At 66.6% G+C, this 20012-nt stretch carries 17 protein-coding genes and 3 tRNA genes; 12 read left to right on the plus strand and 8 right to left on the minus strand.

Translation table 11 applies throughout. The features are described from left to right. The first annotated feature begins 232 nt into the window (after positions 1–232). Positions 233–775, plus strand: coding sequence for a 5-formyltetrahydrofolate cyclo-ligase (locus Q0579_RS07650; RefSeq protein ID WP_298810780.1), 543 nt, complete (start codon positions 233–235; stop codon positions 773–775). Continuing rightward, positions 772–981: a DUF2842 domain-containing protein gene (locus Q0579_RS07655; RefSeq protein ID WP_298810783.1), complete on the plus strand. Its 210-nt coding sequence runs from the start codon at positions 772–774 to the stop codon at positions 979–981. Before Q0579_RS07650 ends, Q0579_RS07655 begins: the two co-directional genes overlap by 4 nt. Positions 982–1026: 45 nt before the next feature. Here the strand turns inward: Q0579_RS07655 and Q0579_RS07660 are convergent. The 5 genes from Q0579_RS07660 to Q0579_RS07680 form a co-directional block, all read right to left on the minus strand. Further along, positions 1027–1103 (minus strand) — tRNA-Asp (locus Q0579_RS07660). Positions 1104–1196: 93 nt separating this feature from the next. Then, positions 1197–1273, minus strand: a tRNA-Asp gene (locus Q0579_RS07665). 46 nt (positions 1274–1319) lie between these two features. Beyond that, a complete protein-coding gene (locus Q0579_RS07670; RefSeq protein ID WP_298810785.1) occupies positions 1320–2561 on the minus strand; it encodes an AI-2E family transporter in 1242 nt (413 codons plus the stop codon). A gap of 60 nt (positions 2562–2621) precedes the next feature. Next, positions 2622–3359 (minus strand): Crp/Fnr family transcriptional regulator, encoded by a 738-nt coding sequence (locus tag Q0579_RS07675; protein ID WP_298810787.1) that lies wholly within the window; start codon positions 3357–3359, stop codon positions 2622–2624. 32 nt (positions 3360–3391) lie between these two features. Then, positions 3392–5092, minus strand: a complete 1701-nt coding sequence (locus Q0579_RS07680; protein ID WP_298810832.1) for an AMP-binding protein — start codon at positions 5090–5092, stop codon at positions 3392–3394. Positions 5093–5271: 179 nt separating this feature from the next. Between Q0579_RS07680 and Q0579_RS07685 the strand changes: the two genes are divergently transcribed. The 6 genes from Q0579_RS07685 to Q0579_RS07710 all read left to right on the plus strand — a co-directional run bounded on the left by Q0579_RS07685 (position 5272) and on the right by Q0579_RS07710 (position 13627). After that, entirely contained in the window at positions 5272–6510 is a 1239-nt protein-coding gene (locus tag Q0579_RS07685) for a serine hydrolase domain-containing protein (protein ID WP_298810789.1), read from the plus strand. A 64-nt stretch (positions 6511–6574) separates the two neighbouring features. Then, the gene (locus tag Q0579_RS07690) at positions 6575–8599 is read left to right on the plus strand and encodes a 3-hydroxyacyl-CoA dehydrogenase NAD-binding domain-containing protein (protein WP_298810791.1); all 2025 of its coding nucleotides are present in this window, start codon (positions 6575–6577) and stop codon (positions 8597–8599) included. A gap of 154 nt (positions 8600–8753) precedes the next feature. After that, the gene (locus tag Q0579_RS07695; protein ID WP_298810793.1) at positions 8754–10076 is read left to right on the plus strand and encodes an amidase family protein; all 1323 of its coding nucleotides are present in this window, start codon (positions 8754–8756) and stop codon (positions 10074–10076) included. Beyond that, positions 10073–11257, plus strand: coding sequence for an acyl-CoA dehydrogenase family protein (locus Q0579_RS07700; RefSeq protein WP_223176543.1), 1185 nt, complete (start codon positions 10073–10075; stop codon positions 11255–11257). Before Q0579_RS07695 ends, Q0579_RS07700 begins: the two co-directional genes overlap by 4 nt. A gap of 193 nt (positions 11258–11450) precedes the next feature. Continuing rightward, positions 11451–12578: an acyl-CoA dehydrogenase family protein gene (locus tag Q0579_RS07705; protein WP_298810800.1), complete on the plus strand. Its 1128-nt coding sequence runs from the start codon at positions 11451–11453 to the stop codon at positions 12576–12578. Positions 12579–12724: 146 nt separating this feature from the next. After that, complete coding sequence (locus Q0579_RS07710) at positions 12725–13627, plus strand: acyl-CoA thioesterase II (protein WP_298810801.1); 903 nt, start codon at positions 12725–12727, stop codon at positions 13625–13627. 4 nt (positions 13628–13631) lie between these two features. Here Q0579_RS07710 and Q0579_RS07715 read toward each other — a convergent pair whose 3' ends face one another. Genes Q0579_RS07715 through folE form a run of 3 tightly spaced genes read right to left on the minus strand, consistent with a single transcriptional unit; the run spans position 13632 to position 15341 of the window. Beyond that, a complete protein-coding gene (locus tag Q0579_RS07715) occupies positions 13632–13985 on the minus strand; it encodes a dihydroneopterin aldolase (RefSeq protein ID WP_298810802.1) in 354 nt (117 codons plus the stop codon). Beyond that, positions 13978–14706 (minus strand): SDR family oxidoreductase, encoded by a 729-nt coding sequence (locus Q0579_RS07720; RefSeq protein WP_298810834.1) that lies wholly within the window; start codon positions 14704–14706, stop codon positions 13978–13980. The genes Q0579_RS07715 and Q0579_RS07720 overlap by 8 nt, the downstream gene beginning before the upstream one ends. An 8-nt stretch (positions 14707–14714) precedes the next feature. Further along, on the minus strand, positions 14715–15341 hold the full coding sequence (gene folE / locus Q0579_RS07725; protein ID WP_298810804.1) for a GTP cyclohydrolase I FolE: 627 nt from the start codon (positions 15339–15341) through the stop codon (positions 14715–14717). A gap of 207 nt (positions 15342–15548) precedes the next feature. On the opposite strand from folE, the gene Q0579_RS07730 reads away from it, so the two are divergent. From Q0579_RS07730 to Q0579_RS07745, 4 genes are all read left to right on the plus strand, one after another. Continuing rightward, positions 15549–18572, plus strand: coding sequence for a TonB-dependent receptor (locus Q0579_RS07730; RefSeq protein ID WP_298810805.1), 3024 nt, complete (start codon positions 15549–15551; stop codon positions 18570–18572). A gap of 106 nt (positions 18573–18678) precedes the next feature. Next, a complete protein-coding gene (locus Q0579_RS07735; protein ID WP_298810808.1) occupies positions 18679–18885 on the plus strand; it encodes a DUF2945 domain-containing protein in 207 nt (68 codons plus the stop codon). A 172-nt stretch (positions 18886–19057) separates the two neighbouring features. Then, positions 19058–19134: transfer RNA gene (locus Q0579_RS07740), tRNA-Arg, on the plus strand. A gap of 247 nt (positions 19135–19381) precedes the next feature. Further along, positions 19382–20012 (plus strand): hypothetical protein (locus tag Q0579_RS07745; RefSeq protein WP_298810810.1); only part of this gene is annotated, 631 nt, incomplete at its 3' end.

Below are 20012 nucleotides of genomic sequence, written 5' to 3' on the forward strand. Positions count from 1 at the left end.
CACGATCCCCACCTGACGTACCGTGCGTCAGTGGATACACCGGCAAACGACCACGGCGGTCCCGCCACCCGCCCCATGCCGCGATACCGACGATGATCGATCACGAGCCGCTGTGCTGGAAATGCCTCACGTTCGCGCGTTGGATGAGCCTTTGCTTTCGGGCGCATCAGCCCTCAGGTGGTCAGCTTGGGCCGCGTCGTAGCGGCCTCCATTATCCGCTCTGGCGGCGCGCATGACTGACAAGAAACAGCTTCGTGCCGGTCTGCGCCACACCCGCGATGTCTTCGTCGCGCAGGTGCGCCCTACCCTCGCGGTGCCCGCGCCGCTGCGCGCGCTGTTATCCCCTGAGCTGGTCGTTGCGGCCTATGTACCGATCGGCAGCGAGGCCGATCCCGCGCCGCTGGTCGCAGCGGCACGCAGCGCAGGATGTCGGATCACGCTGCCCTTCGTGGTCGATCGCACCACGCCGCTCGTCTTCGTGCCATGGAACGATGACGAAGCGTTGGTCGACGGCCCCTTTCGCCTGCGCCAGCCCCGGCTGGGTGAGGTGCGCCTCGCACCCGACCTCGTGCTGACGCCGCTGATCGCGTTCGATCGCGCGCTGAACCGCGTCGGACAGGGTGCGGGGCATTACGATCGCGCCTTCGCCGAATACCCGCACGCTACCCGCATCGGCGTCGCCTGGAGCGTACAAGAGGTAGCGAGGATAGAACCCGATACGTGGGACGCCCCGCTCCATGCGATCGTCACCGAACAGGAATGGATTACGCGATGACGCCCGATTGGCGCAAACCCGTTGGCATGCTGGCGATCCTGGGGCTGATCGCGATCTGGTCGATCGTCATCATGTCGCTGTCGGGCGTGGTCGGCGCATGGCACTGGACGCTCCAGTTCGCCTTCTACCTGGTCGCCGGGATCATCTGGATCACACCGCTCAAGCCGCTGCTGCGCTGGATGGAGACGGGGCGTTGGCGCGCGTGAACCGCTGTCGCTTGCACCGATGATGTGGAGGAAAACGCCTGAGAATGGCGCGAGTGACGGGGCTCGAACCCGCGACCTCCGGCGTGACAGGCCGGCGCTCTAACCAACTGAGCTACACCCGCTTGAAAAGCGTGAGGCGCGCCGATTAGGCCGGCACCCCCATTGTGTCAACACGACCATTTCAACCTTTTCCCGCGACACGAACCGCCGGGAAATGGCGCGAGTGACGGGGCTCGAACCCGCGACCTCCGGCGTGACAGGCCGGCGCTCTAACCAACTGAGCTACACCCGCTTGTAGAAGCGTGAGGCGCGGCTGCTATGCGGCGCATGGCCGGCTGTCAACCGGATCGCGTATCGCCGTCGAAGATTTTCCGATCACCCTCGCGCGAACGCACCAACGTACCGTGCTCGAACAGGAACCCGGTGATGTCGGGCCGACCCGCCGCCCCGATCACCGTTTGCACGATGATCAGGATCGGCACGGCCAGCAGCGCGCCCGCTGTCCCCCACACCCAACCCCAAAAGCTGATGGAGATGAGAATCAGCACCGGATTGATCGTCAATCGATGTCCGACGATCAGCGGCGTGACGACGTTCGCCTCGATCAAATGCGTGCCGTACATGATCGCGGGCGCGGTCAGCGCGGTCCAGATGTCGTTGAACGTCATCAATCCACCGACCGCGAGCAGCAGCGCCGCAATCACGGGCCCGAAATATGGAATGTAGTTCAGCAGAACGACGATGCCGCCCCACATCAGCGGAAACGGCATTCCGATCAGGTACAGCGCGGTCGCGATGATGGCGCCCAGCGCAATGTTGATCGCGGTGATCGTACCCAGGTACGACGACACGTCATCGACGACGTCCTGCAACACGCGCGCGGTCGCCATCGCGCCGCCGAAGCTCGCGCGCTCGGTGATCATCCGTTGCCGGAGGCGGGTCCAGCCTGACAGGAAGAAGTAGGCGACCAATATGGCGTAGAACATCTGTACGAGGAACGCGGGGGCGCTGGTGGCGGCGAGTTCGACGATCGAACTGGGGGGCGATACCGCGGCGCTGGGCGACGGGCGTACCGGGGTCGAGGCGACCTGACGCAGCGTGCGGTTCACGTAGTGTTCGAGGTTGGAATAAACGTCGAGCAGCGGTTGCAGGTTCGACTGGATGCGGTTGATGCGGCTGGGAAGCAGGCGGAAGAAGTCGGTCGCGGGCACGACGATCGCGGCGATCGCGATATTGGCGGCGACCAGGAACAGGATGACGCAGATCAGCGCCGCGATCGGCGACGGCAGCCGGCGCCGCTCGAGCCATTGCAGCAGCGGGATCAGCGCGAGCGAGACGACCAGCGCGATCGTCGTCGGCAGAAAGAATTCCGAGCCGGCCTTGAGCGCGAACGGCAGCCCGACCATCAGCCCGGCGCCCGCGGTCAGCGTCAACGACGCGAGCAGGCGGTCGCGCCGCTGCGCGATTCGCGCGTCCTCGCCAGCGGCGACCGGCAGCCCGAATACGCCCGCGGGGGCAGCGTCCGCGGTGCCGGCGCTGGGTACGGACGTGGATGGGGCGGGGTCGGGAAGGTCAGCCATGTTCCCGACGCGTACCGCCATTTACGCCCGCCGAATATCCCTCTCGCAGCGGCGGCGTGTTCAATCGTCGATATCGGCCCAGGGCCCGTCGTCGAGGTAGAGGTAATCGGCGTTGAACTCGCCGATCCGCGCGAGCTGTTTGGCATCGCTGATGCGTGCTTCGCCGCGGGCGATGTCGGCCACGCCCTCCTCCCGCAGCCGGCGCAGCGTACGATTGACGTGAACGCTGGTCAGCCCGCACGCTTCGCCGATGTCCTGCTGCGTCAAGGGGAGCGCGAACACGCCGTCCTTCACGCGACCGACCGCCTCCATCCGCGCGGCCACCTCGCACAGGAAGTGCGCCAACCGCCCCGCCGCATCGAGCCGGCCAAGCCGGAAGATCCACTCGCGGTGCATCGCCGCATCGAGCAGCGTCGATCGCCACAGCATCCGTCCCAATCGAGGGTGCCGGTCCATGATCACGTCGATCGTGTCATGCGACACCCGCGCGACGCGCGATTCGACGATGGTCGCGACATCATGGTCGAGGTGGCGCAACGTGTAGCCATGCATGTCGACAAAATCGCCGGGCAGATGAAAGGCGAGCAACTGGCGATAACCGTCGCGCGCATCGAGATAGCGGCACATCGCGCCGTCGATCAGCAGCCCGCTCTCGCGCACGCGCTCACCGCGACGCGTCACCACCGTGCGCGCGGGCAGCGTGTCGATGCGGTCAACCGCCTGTTCGAGCACCTCCACCTCTTCCGAGGTCAGGCGCCCCCGTCCGCGCCCACGCAGGAAATCGCCCGTTACCGCCAAGATTATTTTCCTTCCGACACGACCGCGCCACCCTACGCGGCGGCGCGGTCCTCGAACAGGGTCTTGAGGTCCCGCTTCAGGATCTTGCCGTTGGCGTTGCGCGGCAGCGTTTCGGGCACGAAGCGGATCGCGACGGGCACCTTGAACGCGGCGAGCCGCGCGCGCACCCACGCCTGCAACTCCGCCTCGCTCGCATGGGCGCCGGGTGCCAGATGGACGACGGCCGCGGGCTCCTCGCCCAGGATGCGGTGCGGCAGCCCGATCAGCGCGCAGTCGGTAACGGCCGGGTGGTCGTAGAGCACGTTCTCGATCTCGGTCGAATAGATGTTCTCGCCGCCGCGGATGATCATGTCCTTGGCGCGGTCGAGGATGTAGCAGAAGCCTTCCTCGTCGAGCCTTGCGAGGTCGCCGGTGCGGACCCAGCCATCGACGAAGGTCGCGGCGGTCGCCTCGGGCTTGTTCCAATAGCCTTTGACGATCATCGGCCCCCTCGCCCACAATTCGCCGACCTCGCCGACCGGCAGCTCGGTCCAGCCGTCCGCGTCCATGATCTTCAGGTCGGCGACCGCAACGGGCGGCCCGCAGCTCTCGGGCCGGTGGATGTAATCTTCCGCGCCGTGGGTGGTGACGGTGGCGGTCGTCTCGGTCATGCCCCAGCCGTTGGTCGGGATCGCCTTCATCTCGCCCGCGATCTTGCGCACCAGCTCGGGCGCGGACGGCGCGCCGCCGTAGCCGACCGCCTCCAGGCTGGAGAGGTCGTATTTGTGGCGGTCGGGATGCTCCAGCAACTGCCACGCGATCGTCGGCACGCCACCGGTCGAGTTTACCTTCTCGCGCTCGATGATCTCGAACGCGCGCAGCGCCTCGAACTTGCGCATGTAGATGCTGGTATGCCCCGCCGCCATCGCACCCATCAGCCCTGCCGACAGCGCGGTCGCGTGGAACAAGGGGATCACCGTCAGCCCGACGCGCGGCTGCGGCGCAGGGATCGGGTCGCCGCGACGCAGCAGCATCCGCGCGCCCGAGTAACCCGTCGACATGATGTTGGTCATGAAATTGCGGTGCGTGCCGAGCGCGCCCTTGGGCTTGCCGGTGGTGCCGCTGGTGTAAAGGATCGTCGCGTCGTCCTCCGGCACCAGACCCGCGTCGGGCAGCGCGCGGTCGGGCAGCGCGTGCCAGTCATTGGGGATGCCGATCGCATCCTCCAGCCGGGTCGCGGGCGGCGAGAGCGGCGCGGTCGCGCGGCTGACTAGCACGTGCGCGAGCTCGGGCACCTCGGACAGGTGTGGTGCGATGCGGTCCCAGCGCTCCCCGTCGCACACCAGCAGCGTCGCACCCGAGTCGGCCAGGCCGTAGGCGAGCTCGTCGCCGGTCCACCAGGCGTTGAGCGGCACCGCGATCGCGCCGATGACGGTCGCCGCGAAGAAGGCGACCGGCCATTCGGGCAGGTTGCGCATCGCGATGGCGACGCGGTCCCCTTTCCCGACGCCGTGCGCGCGGTACACCTCGGCGAGCGCGGCGACCGCGCGATACTGCGCCTCGTAGCTGACGCGTTCGTCCTCGTAGATCGTCGCGAGCCGCTCGCCGTGGGTGCGCGACAGCGCGACCAGCGCGGCCATGTGCGGCGGCGCGTTCTTCCACACCCGCGTCGGTACGCCGCGGATGTCGACCGTCTCCATCTCGAATCGGGCGCCCGGCGCGCAGAGCGCACGCTCCACCGCGTCCAGCGTCATCGCGGGCCATTTGCTCGTCACGGTTGATGGTTCAGTCGCCACGCTTGCTCTCCAACATGCTCGCTGCCGTCCCGAGTCTTGAACATCGGGTTCGCTTGCGCGTGAGGTTAGAGTTGATTTGCGCCATGCTCAAGGCGTAGGAAGCGTGGCATCTTCGAAGCGGGGGTACGGACGAGACGATGACGAACGCTAACCCGGCCGACCACGGGTTCGACGCTGACCGCCTCCACGCGATCGATGCCTTCGTGAAGGCGCGCTATCTCGACACCGGGCTGCTGCCGCACGCGCAACTCCTGGTCGCGCGCGACGGTGCGGTGGTGCATCTGTCGTCGCAAGGCGCGGCGCGCGAGGGTGGCGATGCCGCGATCAACGAGGCGTCGCTGTTCCGCATCGCGTCGATGACCAAGCCGGTCACCTCGGTCGCGTTCATGATGCTGGTGGAGGAAGGGCGCGTCGCGCTCGACACGCCGGTGCATCACGTGCTGCCCGAGTTCAAGAAGGTGGGGGTGTATGCGGGCGGCGGCGGGGGCGTGCCGTTCGTGACCAGGGCGACCGACGAGCCGATGCGGATGGTCGATCTGCTGCGCCACACCGCGGGGTTCACCTACGGCTTTCAGAACCGCTCCAACATCGACGCCGCGCACCGCGAGCTCAAGCTGGAGAATTGGCACGGCGGGCACGACCTCGACGGCTTCGTCGCCGAATTGGGCAAGCTGCCGCTCGAATTCTCACCCGGCACGCAGTGGAATTACTCGGTCGCGACCGACGTGCTGGGCGCGGTGGTGCAGCGCGTGTCGGGCATGCCGCTCGACCGCTTCTTCGCGGAGCGGATCTTCGCGCCGCTCGGCATGCACGATACCTTCTTCCAGGTACCCGAGGACAAGATCGACCGGCTGACCGATTGCTACACGTTCGTGCCCGGCGCCAATGGTGGAAGGGGGGGCCGCGTGATGTACGACCGCGGCGAGGCGAGTGCGTGGAGCCGGATGCCGCGGCTGGTGTCGGGCGGCGGCGGTTTGGTGTCGACCGCGCGCGATTATCATCGTTTCTGCGCCATGTGCCTGAACGGCGGCACGCTGGACGGCGCGCGTATCCTCGGGCGCAAGACGATCGAGCTGATGACGATCAACCATCTGCCGGGCAAGGCCGACCTGTCGGTCATGTCGAAATCGCTGTTCAGCGAGACGCAGAATGCGGGGACCGGTTTCGGGCTAGGTTTCGCGGTGACGATCGACGTCGCGCGTTCGATGATGCCGGGCAGCGTCGGCGAATTCTATTGGGGCGGCATGTTCTCCACCGCCTTCTTCATCGATCCGGTTGAGCGCATCCACATGGTGTTCATGACGCAGTTGAGCCCGTCGAGCGTGTATCCGATCCGGCGCGAGTTGAAGACGATGATCTATTCCGCGCTGACCTGATCCCACTCCCTTTCCACGCCGCGGCGACGCGGCCCATTCCCTTTTTCTCGGAGTATCGCCTCACATGACTACGCCCACGCAGAACCCGGTCCGCACCGAACGTCACGGCGACGTGCTCGTCATCATTTCCGACTCGCCGCCGGTCAATGCGCTGGGCGCGGCGGTGCGCAACGGGCTGGAGGCCGGGATCAAGGAAGGCGTTGGCGACGGATCGATCACCGCGATGGTGCTGCGCTGCGACGGGCGGACCTTCTTCGCGGGCGCGGACATCACCGAGTTCGGCAAGCCGATGCAGGGCGTCGGGCTGCACGAGGTCATCGACATGATGGACGCGAGCAGCAAGCCGATCGTCGCCGCGATCCACGGCACCGCACTCGGCGGCGGGTGCGAGGTGGCACTCGCGTGCCAATACCGCGTCGCGGTGCCCTCGGCAAAGATCGGACTGCCCGAGGTGAAGCTCGGCCTGCTGCCGGGTGCGGGCGGCACGCAGCGGCTGCCGCGCGTCGTCGGCGTCAAGGCGGCGCTGGAGATGATCGCGCTGGGTGATCCGGTGTCGGCCAAGAAGGCAGCGGAGATCGGGCTGGTTGACAAGGTGGTCGGCGAGGACAGTCTGGAGGCCGACGCGATCGCCTTTGCCCGCGAGATCGCGGACAAGCGCCCGATCCCGCGCGTGCGCGACCGCGACGTGGCGCCGGACCCGGAGGCGGTCGAGGCGTTCAAGAAGGCGAACGGCCGCAAGATGCGCGGCTTCGACGCGCCTGCCGCCTGCATCGCCTGCGTGGTGGCGGCGACCGAGAAGCCGTTCGACGAGGGTATGAAGTTCGAGCGCGAGCAGTTCATGAAGCTGATGACGGGCACGCAGTCCGCCGCGCAGCGCCACATCTTCTTCGCCGAGCGTCAGGCAGCGAAGATCGACGGCATCGCCTCCGACATCGCGCTGCGCCCGATCAACCGTGTCGGCGTGATCGGCGCGGGCACGATGGGCGGCGGGATCAGCATGAACTTCCTGTCGGCAGGAATCGCGGTGACGATCGTCGAGATGCAGCAGGAAGCGCTCGACCGCGGCACGGGCGTGATGCGCAAGAATTACGAGGCGTCGGCCGCCAAGGGCCGGATCAAGCCCGACGCCCCCGATCAGGCGATGGGGCTATTGAAGCCGACGCTCAACCTCGAAGACCTCGCCGACTGCGACCTCATCATCGAGGCGGTGTACGAGAACATGGAGGTCAAGAAGGAGATCTTCGGCAAGCTCGACAAGATCGCCAAGCCCGGCGCGATCCTGGCGTCGAACACCAGCTACCTCGACATCGACGAGATCGCCGCATCGACCAGCCGACCGCAAGACGTGCTCGGCATGCACTTCTTCTCGCCCGCCAATGTCATGAAGCTGCTGGAGATCGTGCGCGGCGCGAAGACCGCGGACGACGTGCTCGCGACCGCGATGGCGCTGGCGAAGAAGATCAAGAAGGTCGCGGTCGTCGCGGGCGTCACCTACGGTTTCATCGGCAACCGCATGCTGATGCCGCGGCAGGTCGAGGCGAACAAGCTGCTGATGGAAGGCGCGACGCCGGAGCAGATCGACCGGGTCCACGTCGAGTTCGGGATGCCGATGGGTCCGTTCCAGATGAGCGACCTGGCGGGCGTCGACATCGGCTGGCACCGCGATCCCAACCGGATCGAGAGCATCCGCGACGCGCTCGCCGCCGAGGGGCGCTGGGGGCAGAAGAAGCAGGCTGGCTATTACGACTACGACGAGAAGCGTAACCCGACCCCCTCGCCGCGCGTCGCCGAGATCATCGAGGATTTCCGCAGCCGCTCGAACATGCCGAAGCGCGAGATCACCGACCAGGAGATCGTCGAGCGGACACTCTACCCGATGGTGAACGAGGGCGCGCTGATCCTGGAGGAAGGCAAGGCGCAGCGCGCGTCGGACGTCGATGTGGTGTGGATCTACGGCTACGGCTGGCCGGTGTACCGCGGCGGCCCGATGTTCTGGGCGCAGACCGAAGGCTATGACAAGGTCGTCGCGGGGCTGGAGAAGCACGGCTTCAAGGTCGCCGATACGCTCAAGGCCGGTACGATCAAGTGATGGTGGGGGGCGCATCTTATCCTCTCCATTCATGGGACAGGGACCGCCACGCGAAGCGTGGTGGTGGAGGGGGTTCGCCGCTGGCGCAACGTCTGGGGCGAGCCCCCTCCACCAGCCTGCGGCTGGTCCCCCTCCCCATTCTGGGGAGGATATGATGGCTGAACGCACCGCTCTTCAGACCGCCGCCGCGGTTCGGGCAGGCGAAACCACCGCGCTCGCCGAGACGGACGCCGCGATCGCGCGGATCGAGGCGCGGGACGGTGCGCTGAACGCGGTGGTGGTGCGCGACTTCGATCGTGCGCGTGCCGCTGCCGCCGCGCTCGACCAGCAGATCACGGACGGGTTCGACGCGCCCCTTCTGGGTGTGCCGATGACGATCAAGGAAAGCTACGACGTCGCCGGGCTGCCGACGACGTTCGGGTTTGAGGAACATCGCGACTTCGTGCCCAGTGCCGACGCGGTGACGGTGGAGCGGTTGAAGGCGGCGGGCGCGATCCTGCTCGGCAAGACCAACGTGCCGCCCGCGCTGTCCGACCTGCAATCGAACAATCCGGTCTATGGCCGCACGGTAAACGCGGTGAACCCGAACCGCAGCGCTGGCGGATCGTCGGGCGGATCGGCGGTGGCACTGGCGAGCGGGATGGTGCCGCTCGAGTTCGGGTCCGATATCGGCGGATCGATCCGCGTCCCCGCCGCCTTCAACGGCGTGTGGGGGCACAAGCCGACCTGGGGCGTGCTGCCGACCGACGGGCATTTCCATCCCGGCACCGACAGCGCGCGGACGGTTCTGTCGGTGATCGGCCCGATGGCGCGCGATGCCGACGACCTCGATGTCGCGATCGACGTGGTGGCGGACCATCCGCTGAAAGCCTCCACGCTGCGCGGCGCGGGCGAGTTACGCGTCCTGCTGCTCACCAGCCACCCGCTCGCGACCGCGCAGGACGCGATCGTCCAGGCGCTGGAAGCGCTCGGCGCGGCGCTGGAACAAGCGGGCGCACGCGTCGACCGCGCGAGCGAGTTGCTGCCCGATCTCGCGCGGCAGCACGATGCGTATTGGAACATGCTCAACATCGCGATGTCGCGGCGTGGTCCGCCCGACAGCCGCCCGCCCGCCTCGGTCGACACCTGGCTGCATCTCCACGACGAACAGGCGCGTATCCAGCGGCAGTGGCGGCGTCTGTTCAAGGAGTATGACGCGGTGATCGCGCCGGCGGTCGGCATGACCGCCTTCCCGCACGACGATACGCCGCTCGCGGCGCGGCGGCTCGACATCGACGGCGCCGACACGCAATTCTTTCACCAGTTCGCCTGGCCGGGGCTCGCGACGCTGCCGATGCTGCCCGCGACCAGCGTGCCGATCGGGCACGACGCCGACGGCCTGCCGATCGGGGTCCAGGTGATCGCAGACTTATACGCCGACCATCATGCCATCGCGGTTGCGCGCATCGCGCACGACCTCGTCAGGAGCCGACCATGACCGACCTCGACACGTTCCGCACCGAAACACGCGCCTGGCTGGAGGAGAATTGTCCGCCCGAGATGCGCGAGCCGATCCGCTCGGACAAGGACACCGCCTGGGGCGGCCGCGACCAGAGCGACATGACCCCGGCGCAGAAAGCGTGGATGGACCGCATGGGCGCGCGCGGCTGGACCGTGCCCGACTGGCCCAAGGAGTACGGCGGCGGCGGGCTGTCGGCGGCCGAGACCAAGGTGCTGCGCGAGGAGCTGGCTCGCATCCGCGCGCGCAATCCGCTCTACTCGTTCGGTATCTCAATGCTCGGGCCGGCGCTGTTGAAGTACGGCACCGAGGAGCAGAAGAAGCGCTTTCTCCCTGAGATCGCGCGCGGCGAGATCCGCTGGTGTCAGGGCTATTCCGAGCCCAATGCGGGCTCCGACCTCGCCAGCCTCGCGACCAGCGCCGAGGACAAGGGCGACCATTTCCTCGTCAACGGGCAGAAGGTGTGGACCAGCTACGCCGACAAAGCCGACTGGATCTTCTGCCTGGTGCGGACCGACAAGACGACCAAGCAGGGCGGGATCAGCTTCGTCCTGTTCGACATGCGCACGCCCGGCGTTTCGACCAAGCCGATCCTGCTGATCAGCGGCTATTCGCCGTTCTGCGAGACGTTCTTCGACAATGTGAAGGTGCCGAAGGAGAATCTGGTCGGCGAGCTCAACCGCGGCTGGGACGTCGCCAAATACCTGCTGGGCCATGAGCGCGAGATGATCTCGGGTATGGGTCTGGGCGCGGGCGGCAAGAACCCGCTGATCGAGGGCGCGCTGGCGACGATCGGGCTCGACCATGACGGGCGGCTCGCCGACCCGCTGCTGCGCGCGCAGATCGCGCTGTTCGAGGTGCGCGCACGCGCCTTCACCGCGCAGAGCGAGCGCTTCATCGACGAGTTGAAGGCCGGCCGCGCGCATCCCGCGCAGCCGAGCATGATGAAATATTACGGCACCGAGCTGAACAAGAGTCGCCACGAGCTGATGATGGCGGCGGGCGGATCGGACGAGCTCGAATGGGAGAGCGAGGCGAGCCGCGGCGGGCACCATGCGCGCGCGTGGCTGCGCACCAAGGCGAACTCGATCGAGGGCGGGACGAGCGAGATCCAGCTCAACATCATCGCCAAGCGCATCCTGGAGCTGCCGGGGGCGTGACAAGCTAGCCCTCTCCCCCGTGGGGAGAGGGTTGGGTGAGGGGTTGCCTCACTCGACAACATCAAATTTGGGCTGGTGCGTGGGGCGTCCCCTCGCCCCAGCCAGCGGCGGGTTGATCGCACCCCGTGCGATCAAGGTCAGGCTGGGAGCCTGACCGACCCGCCGCTCCCCACCGGGGAGAGGGAGTCATAGAATGCCGCTTTTCTTGAACGACGAACAGACGATGCTGCGCGACACCGCGAAGGATTTCGTCGCCGAACACGCGCCCGTCAGCCACATGCGCGCGCTGCGCGACGCCGACGACCAGACCGGGTTCAGCCGCGACCTGTGGAAGCAGTTCGCCGAGATGGGATTCACCGGCATGCTGATCGGCGAGGATCAGGGCGGGCTCGGGCTCGGCCATGTCGAGGCGGGCGTGGTGCTCGAAGAGATCGGGCGCAACCTGTCGCCCTCGCCGTTCCTCACCACCGCGGTCGCGGCGGTCGAGGCGTTGAAGGGCAGCGCGCAGGCCGAACGCTGGTTCCCCGGCATCATCTCGGGCGACACGGTCGTGGGCCTCGCGATCGACGAGGGCGCGAAGCATCGCAACGCGGTGGCGATGAAGGCGGAGCGGTCTGGCAATGGCTTCAAGCTGACCGGCGCGAAGCAGTTCGTGACGCACGGCCATGTCGCCGACCTGCTGATCGTCGCGGCGCGCACCGCGGGCTCGGCCGAGGACGATGAAGGCGTGACGTTGTTCGCGGTGCCGCGCGACGCGGCCAATCTGTCCACGCGGGCGGAGCGGCTGACCGACGCGAGCCTGGCGGCGCGCATCGAGTTCGACGGGGTCGAGGTCGACGCCGACGCGGTGATCGGCGAGGTCGATGCCGGGCGCGGCCCGCTCGGCCGGCTGCTGCGCGCGGGGCGCACGGGTGCGGCGGCAGAGATGCTGGGCGTCGGCGGCGGCGCGATGGACATGACGCTCGGCTACCTGAAGGAACGCAAGCAGTTCGGGACGGTGATCGGCAGCTACCAGGCGCTGCAGCACCGCGCCGCGCACCTGTATTCGGAGATGGAAGTCGCGCGCGCCGCGGTGTTGAAGGCGCAGCAACTGCTCGATGCGGGCGACGACCGGGCCGAGGCGGCGGTGTCGGTCGCGAAGGCGATGACCGGGATCGCGACGACCCTGGCGGTGCAGGAAGGCGTGCAGATGCACGGCGGCATCGGCATGACCGACGAGTATGACATCGGTTTCTACATGAAGCGCGGGCGCGTGTTGGCCGAGATGTTCGGCGACGCGAACTTCCACGCCGACCAGCTCGCACGCGCGGCGGGCTATTGACGAGCGGCTGTCCTCCCCGGCACGGGGAGTGGGACCGAGACGCGTATCGGCTTGGTGGAGGGGGAGCACGGCAGGCGGAGCGCAGGTGGCGATCTCCCTCCACCAGCCTGCGGCTGGTCCCCCTCCCCAGCATGGGGAGGATAAGAATGACTGATCAAACCTCACCCTCCCCCGCCGATCTCGCCGCCGATCTGGTTGACCTGCTCGACGTCGAGGAGATCGACACCGATCTCTACCGCGGGCGGCGCGCGCGCGGGGGCGTCGGGCGCGTGTTCGGCGGGCAGGTGATCGCGCAGGCGTTGCAGGCGGCGCAGCGCTCGACCGATGCGCCCAAGATCGCGCATTCGCTCCACGCTTATTTCATGCGCGCGGGCGACGAGCAGCACCCGATCATCTACCGTGTGGTGCGCGATTTCGAGGGGCGCAGCTTCGCGACCCGCCGCGTGATCGCGATGCAGCGTGGTCAGGCGATCCTGAACATGGCCGCCTCGTTCCAGGTGCCCGAGGAAGGCTATCACCACCAGGCGACGATGCCCGAGGTGCCGGCACCCGAGACGCTGGAAAGCGAAGCGACGATCCGCGCGCGCGAGAGCGTCCACGTCGACGAGCGGTTCCGCGCCAATCTGACGCGCCCGCGCCCGATCGAGATTCGTCCGGTCTATCCGCGCAAATGGTTCAACCCGCAGCCGACCGACCCGGTGCAGCACAGCTGGTTCCGTATCTGCGCACCCATTGGCGACGATGCCGCGGTGCACCGCGCGGTACTCGCCTATGCGAGCGACATGGCGCTGCTCGGCACGTCGATGCTGCCGCACGGCGTCAACTGGACCTCACCGGGTCTGCAGAGCGCCAGCCTCGACCACGCCTTGTGGTTGCACGAGCCGTTCCGCGCCGACGAATGGCTGCTCTACGCCTGCGACAGCACCTGGGCGGGACACGCGCGCGGGTTCAACCGCGGGCAGATTTTCACGCAAGGTGGGCGGCTAGTGGCGAGCGTCGCGCAGGAAGGACTAATTCGGATGCGCGCGCCCAGGCCGAAGGCCGACTGACGCTTCAGTCGCGCGTGCGGACGATCTCGCACCCGACGGTCGCGTCGGGGTAGATGTCGAGCTTGGTCGAGCGCACGCGCACCTCGCGCACGCGCGCGTCGGCGAGGCACAGCGCCGCGACTGCCTCGACCAGCGTTTCCTGCAACGCGAAGCCTGGACCGGCGGCGAGGCGGTGGATGCCATCGCGCACGAAGTCGTAATCGAGCACTTCCTCGATCCGGTCAGCGCTGGGCGCGGAGGCGTAGCAAACGCGCATCCGCACCGACAGGCGCACCCGCTGCGGCGTCGCCTCGTGCGGGTGGATGCCGAGCCGCATCGCAACGTCGAGGTCGTCGAGGATCACCGTATAATCAGGCATCGCGGTCCTCGAACATCACGTCGCCGTCGCGCGCGAGGAAGCGCTGCCCGCAATCGACGAACAGGTTCTGACCCGTAACGCTGCGCGCTTCCAGCAAATAGACGACCGCCGCTGCCACCGCCTCTGCACCGACCGGGCGTTCGAGCAGATTGGCGCGCGCAACGCGGTCGAACTCGGCCGCGCTCTGGTCGCCGCTCGGCAACGTCAGGCCGGGCGACACCGCGTTGACGCGCACGCGCGGCGCGAACGCCTGCGCCAGCATCGTCGTCGCGCCCTCGAGCGCATATTTGCTCAAGCTGTAGGAAAAGAAATCGGGGTTGGGATTGGCGAGCTTCTGATCGAGCAGGTTGACGACCGCGCCCTCACCCCCCTGCGCCGCGAGCGCGGCGGTCAGCATCGCCGGCGCGACGCAATTGACCGAGTGGAGCCGCGCGGCGAGCGCCGCGTCGATCGCGACCGGCGCGTCATACTCGAACAACGAGGCGCTGTTCACCAGCCCGTCGATCGGCCTGCCCCCGCCCGCGCGCGCGAACAGATCGGGAAGCTTGTTCGTCTCGGCCAAATCGCCGGCGACTGTAGTGCCCCCCAGTTCGCGCGCCAGCGCCTCGGCCGCGTCGCGCGACGTGCCGTAATGGATCACGACCTCGTGCCCGGCCGCCGCCACCGCGCGCGCGATCGCCGCGCCCAGCCGCTTCGCGCCACCGGTGACGAGCACGCGCATCGATGCGCTCAACTGAGCCCCATCAGCGACAGCACTTCCTTGCGGCTGCGCTCATCGTCGCGGAACACGCCCATCATCCGGCTGGTCACCATCGACACGCCGGGCGTACGCACGCCGCGCGCGGTCATGCAGGCGTGGCTCGCCTCGATCACCACCGCGACGCCCTGCGGGCGCAATCCGTTCCAGATGCAGTCGGCGACCTCGGCGGTCAGCCGTTCCTGCACCTGCAAGCGTCGCGCGAAGCCGTGGAGCACGCGGGCGAGTTTCGAGATACCGACGACGTGATCCTTGGGCAGATAGGCGATGTGCGCGCGCCCGATGATCGGCGCCATGTGATGCTCGCAGTGCGACTGGAACGGGATGTCCTTCAGCAGCACGATCTCGTCGTAGCCGCCGACCTCCTCGAACACGCGCGACAGGTGAACGCCGGGATCCTCGGCATAGCCGCTGCAATATTCCTTCCACGCGCGCGCGACGCGCTTGGGCGTGTCGACCAGCCCCTCGCGCGTCGGATCGTCGCCCGCCCATTCGATCAGCGTGCGGATCGCGGCGGCGACATGGTCGGGGACCGGCAACTTGCCGTCGGCTGCCATCAGATCGCCGTCCTCCGGCTCGCCGCTCTCGATCGTCGTCATCTGGGTCAAACGTCCTTCCGGCACACGTGGTAGCAGAAAGCGTGCGCGATATCGCAACAGTCTCTTTTCGGCCACGGCTACGCAGCGCGTAATCTTCCGTAATAATTTCGTTTGACGGACGAAAATTTCTGTCGTCTCATCCATACCGGTTCATCGAAACACCGTCACATCGCCATAGAGCGGGGGCGGTTCCCAGGAGGGGATGCCATGAAGAAGTTCGACCTGCTCGCCGCGTCGGCGCTCGCGCTCGTGACCTCGGTTCCGGCGCACGCGCAAACGGGGGCCACCACCTCGTCGCAGAATACCGCACCTACAAATGGGCCGGGACAGGAGGCGCCCTCCTCCACGCCGACCGATGCGCAGCCGTCCGCCACTCAAGGCTATGCCGGCGACATCGTGGTCACCGCGCAACGCCAGTCGCAGCGGTTGCAGGACGTGCCGATCGCGGTCACCGCCTTTACCGCCGAAAACCTCGAGCGGCAGCAGATCGTCAATCCGGTGGCGCTGCAGCAGACTCTGCCCAACATCACCTTCACCAAGACCAATTTCACCTCGTCGAGCTTCACCATCCGCGGTGTCGGTGACCTGTGCGTCGGCGTGACCTGCGACAGCGCAACCGCGATCCACGTCAACGACATGCCGCTGCTCGGCACGCGTCTGTTCGAAAGCGAATTCTTCGATCTCGAACGCGTGGAGGTGCTGCGCGGGCCGCAGGGCACGTTGTTCGGGCGCAACGCGACCTCTGGCGTGGTCAATTTCATCACCGCCAAGCCCGATCTGTCGGGCGTCCATGCCGCGGGTGAGTTCGAATACGGCAATTACGATTCGAAGCGCGTCCGCGCGATGTTCAACCTGCCGTTCACCGACACGCTCGGCATCCGCGTGGCGGGCACCTATCTCAAGCGCGACGGCTACACCTTCAACGAATATACCGGCAACCGGATCGACGATCGCGACCTCTACTCGGTGCGCGGCACGTTGTCGTGGGAGCCGAATTCGGACACGCGTGTCGACCTGATCGGCTATTATTTCCGCGAAAAGGATAACCGCAGCCGCATCCAGAAGCAGCTCTGCAATCGCGACTCGACCGGCGTGCTCGGCTGCGCGCCCGATCAACTCGCGTATCAGACGACCAACGGCAATTCGACGCTTGCCGCCATCCTGACCAGCCGCGAGTTCCTCACCGCCTCGGGCGCAGGCGCGCTCGCAGGCTTCGCGCTCGGCAGTGTCTATCAGCAACAGGACAGCTTCTTCGGCGTCACCAACCCGAACAACGTGCGCCGCGTCCGCATCGACGCCGAGCCGACCTATTTCGCCGAGGAGCAGCAATATACGTTGAAGCTGTTCCACGACTTCGGCCCGCTCAGCTTCAACTTCACCGGCGGTTACATGGAGAACACCGTCGACTCCACCTCCGACTACAATCTGGCGGTGGAGAATTCGTTCGCGGGCAACGCCGGCCTCAACACGCTGAATGTAGCCGGCCGCCCCGGGGCACCGGCGGCGTTCCTCAACAACCTGCGCAACACGCTGATCCCGAACGGCCCCGGCACGCTGTGCCAGTCGCTGGCCGATCCGAACAACGTCGGCGTTTATGGCGGCAATTCGATCTGCGCCCCCACCAGCCTGGACTTTGACCGTTCGTACAACCACGTGCGGCAATATAGTGCAGAAGCCCACATCGACAGCTCGTTCGACGGACCGTTCAACTTCCTGCTCGGCGGCATCTATTTCGACAGCAAGCAGCAGAACGATTATTACGTCAACGCATTCGGGCTCGATTATGCTGCGGGTCTGCTTGGAGCAGGTGCGTCGGGGGGCACGGCCTTCCTCGCGACGCCGTTCTACCGCAACAGCTCGCCCAATTTCCGTCTCAAATCATACGGCATTTTCGGCGAAACCTATTTCGAGGCAAACGACAAGCTCAAGCTGACGCTGGGCCTGCGTTTCAATCACGACGACAAGAGCGTGCGCGCGCGCACCACGCTGGTAAACGTGCCGGTGCCTTATGGCAGCGCGAGCGCTTTCCCGCAGCTCGACAGCGGCGCGGTGGACTTCGATCCCTCGATCGCGGGCAACCAGCCCTATGCCGACGCGAGCGTCGCTTTCTCGCGTCTGACGGGCCGCGCGGTGGTCGATTACAAGATCACGCCGGACAACCTGCTCTACGCATCCTATTCACGCGGGTACAAATCGGGCGGCATCAACCCGCCGCTGTCGCCGGTCTTCACCGTGCCGACCACCTTCGCACCCGAGAAGGTCGACGCGTTCGAGATCGGATCGAAGAACACCTTCGGCGGCGGCGCCTTCCGGCTCAACCTCACCGGCTTCTACTACAAGTACAAGAACCTGCAGCTGTCGCGCATCGTTGCGCGCACTTCGGTCAACGACAACGTCAACGCCGACATCTACGGCGTCGAGGCCGAGGCGGTGGTCAGCCCGATCCCGCGCTTCGTGGTCAACATGAATGCCAGCTACCTCAAGACCAAGGTGGCGGACGACCGTTTCCTTGCCAATCCGCGTGATCCGTCGGGCGGGCGATCGGACGCGGTGATCATCAAGGACATCACCAACGCATCGAACTGCGCGGTCGTGTCGAACAGCGGCAATGCGGCGCTGACCAACGCCTTCGTCAACACGGTGAATACCTCGGCGCTCGGTCTGCGTGCCGCGACCCCGGTCCAGGGCACCAATGCGACAGGCGCCTTCTCGGTCTGCAGCGTGCTGACCCAGGTGGCGAGCGGGACGTTGCAGCCGGCGGCGGGTGGTCTCTACCTGCTCCAGCAAGGCTTGCGCGCGGCGTTCAACACGCCGACCGGCGCGCTGCCGTTCACCGTGCTCGGCTCGGGCGTGGAAACCAACGTGCGTGGCAACAAGCTGCCCAACGCGCCGACTTACAAATGGTCGGTCGGTGCGCAGTACACGATCGACTTCAATGACAGCGGCTACACGCTCGTCCCGCGCGTCGACCTGAACTACACCGGCAATTCGTGGGGCACGATCTTCAACAAGAACCCGATCGATCGCCTGCCGGGCTATGAGGTCGTTAACGCGCAGATCCAGCTGAACGCGCCCGACGATCGCTTCTACGTTCGCGGCTTCGTCTCCAACCTGACCAAGAACAACGCGCTGACCGGTATGTACGTGACCGATCAGTCGTCCGGCCTGTTCACCAACGTGTTCACGATCGAGCCGCGCCGCTACGGCGTCGCTGCCGGCTTCAAGTTCTGACTACCGTCGGCGCGGCGTGTCCCGTCACGGGACCCGCCGCGCCGCGCAACCTTTGCCGCCGCCACCGATTGATTGCCCATTGATTCATATCAACGGAAGGTGTCGGATGGCGAAGGAACTGCACAAAGGCGACGAAGTCACCTGGAAGTCGCACGGCGGCGAAGCGCACGGCACCGTCGAGAAGAAGCAGACGAGCGACACCAAGATCAAGAGCCACACGGTCAAGGCGTCGAAGGACGACCCGCAATATATCGTCAAGACCGACAGCGGCGCCAAGGCCGCGCACAAGCCGGACGCGCTCAAGAAAGCATAACTTCAGCGTCGATGAACAATTTGGGCGTGTCGTGGATGTCCATGACACGCCCGTCTTTTTGTGTCTTCGCGCAGGCGGGCCTGCCATTGCGCTTCGAGAAGGGTTTCCGGCGGCCGATGTGCGCATCGTGCGATTGATTAAGCGCCGTGCCCACGGTACGCACAACAGCACTGCCCCCGTAGCTCAGCCGGATAGAGCGACGGTTTCCTAAACCGCAGGCCGCGTGTTCGAGTCACGCCGGGGGCACCACGGTTTCCGCGCTTTTCTGCGGGTTTCTGCCCTAACACAACGCGCGAAACGCGCAGCGAACCACGGTTCGAGTCGGCACAGCCGACGGCACAATATGTACCCGTAACGTTCTCACGGTGGCGCTCCCGAGCGCCGCCGTAATCGTCGTTTCACCCACACACCGCCCAATCCACTACAAGCGCCGGCGAGCACCGTCTCAGCCGACGCTTTCGTGCGCCCATCGAACTTCCGCACCGGGGCCGGAACGATGTCGACCACTCAGCAGCACGAAGCTGCCGTTACCGCACAACAGATACGTCAGCTGAAGAAGGGCGCGATTGCTCGCCTCCTAGGGCGAAGCGAACGCGGACCGGATCACAGCGACGATCCGACCAGGCGCGTTCCTCACCGGAACAGCTACGACGTCGACGCACCCGAGGCTAACCAGTGGAGCCGGCTCGGCGACGGGTCGGTGGCACAAGGAGTGGCACACTGCGAGGCGCTCACGGCCGCCACGAAGGAGCTGTATCATCAAGGCTGGAGAGACCATCCGCTTGCGGCAACCCGCGCCCTGAAACGGCGCCGAGATGCGCTGGACGTCGAAAAGGCTGAGCTGCTCGAGCGGAGCCCGGCCGATCGGCCCCCCGGCCGCCTCGCGACGATCGAACTCGAGCTACGCGGCATAGCGCCACAGCTGAAGGCAGCCGAGCTGAGGCTGCGTCGGATTGACCTGACGGTTCTCGACGCGCTGCTGGCGTGCTTCCGGTTCGACACCGCACGCCTCTTCCCGTCCTACGAGAAGCTCGCCTCGATCGCTGGGTGCCACGTCAACGCAGCGAAGGCGTGTCAATCGGCGTCCAAAAAGGACCCCCTATCGGCGTCCAAAAGGGACCCCCTTC

The organism is uncultured Sphingomonas sp., from assembly GCF_936927845.1.
Classification (GTDB): Bacteria; Pseudomonadota; Alphaproteobacteria; order Sphingomonadales; family Sphingomonadaceae; genus Sphingomonas.

Coding starts and splice junctions, on each gene's coding strand:
- Q0579_RS07730 (WP_298810805.1), top strand. CDS start 15,549: ATGAAGAAGTTCGACCTGCTCGCCGCGTCGGCGCTCGCGCTCGTGACC.
- Q0579_RS07715 (WP_298810802.1), bottom strand. CDS start 13,985: ATGCCTGATTATACGGTGATCCTCGACGACCTCGACGTTGCGATGCGG.
- Q0579_RS07680 (WP_298810832.1), bottom strand. CDS start 5,092: ATGACGCTGGACGCGGTGGAGCGTGCGCTCTGCGCGCCGGGCGCCCGA.
- Q0579_RS07690 (WP_298810791.1), top strand. CDS start 6,575: ATGACTACGCCCACGCAGAACCCGGTCCGCACCGAACGTCACGGCGAC.
- Q0579_RS07655 (WP_298810783.1), top strand. CDS start 772: ATGACGCCCGATTGGCGCAAACCCGTTGGCATGCTGGCGATCCTGGGG.
- Q0579_RS07685 (WP_298810789.1), top strand. CDS start 5,272: ATGACGAACGCTAACCCGGCCGACCACGGGTTCGACGCTGACCGCCTC.
- Q0579_RS07720 (WP_298810834.1), bottom strand. CDS start 14,706: ATGCGCGTGCTCGTCACCGGTGGCGCGAAGCGGCTGGGCGCGGCGATC.
- Q0579_RS07710 (WP_298810801.1), top strand. CDS start 12,725: ATGACTGATCAAACCTCACCCTCCCCCGCCGATCTCGCCGCCGATCTG.
- Q0579_RS07705 (WP_298810800.1), top strand. CDS start 11,451: ATGCCGCTTTTCTTGAACGACGAACAGACGATGCTGCGCGACACCGCG.
- Q0579_RS07695 (WP_298810793.1), top strand. CDS start 8,754: ATGGCTGAACGCACCGCTCTTCAGACCGCCGCCGCGGTTCGGGCAGGC.
- Q0579_RS07650 (WP_298810780.1), top strand. CDS start 233: ATGACTGACAAGAAACAGCTTCGTGCCGGTCTGCGCCACACCCGCGAT.
- folE (WP_298810804.1), bottom strand. CDS start 15,341: ATGACGACGATCGAGAGCGGCGAGCCGGAGGACGGCGATCTGATGGCA.
- Q0579_RS07735 (WP_298810808.1), top strand. CDS start 18,679: ATGGCGAAGGAACTGCACAAAGGCGACGAAGTCACCTGGAAGTCGCAC.
- Q0579_RS07670 (WP_298810785.1), bottom strand. CDS start 2,561: ATGGCTGACCTTCCCGACCCCGCCCCATCCACGTCCGTACCCAGCGCC.
- Q0579_RS07700 (WP_223176543.1), top strand. CDS start 10,073: ATGACCGACCTCGACACGTTCCGCACCGAAACACGCGCCTGGCTGGAG.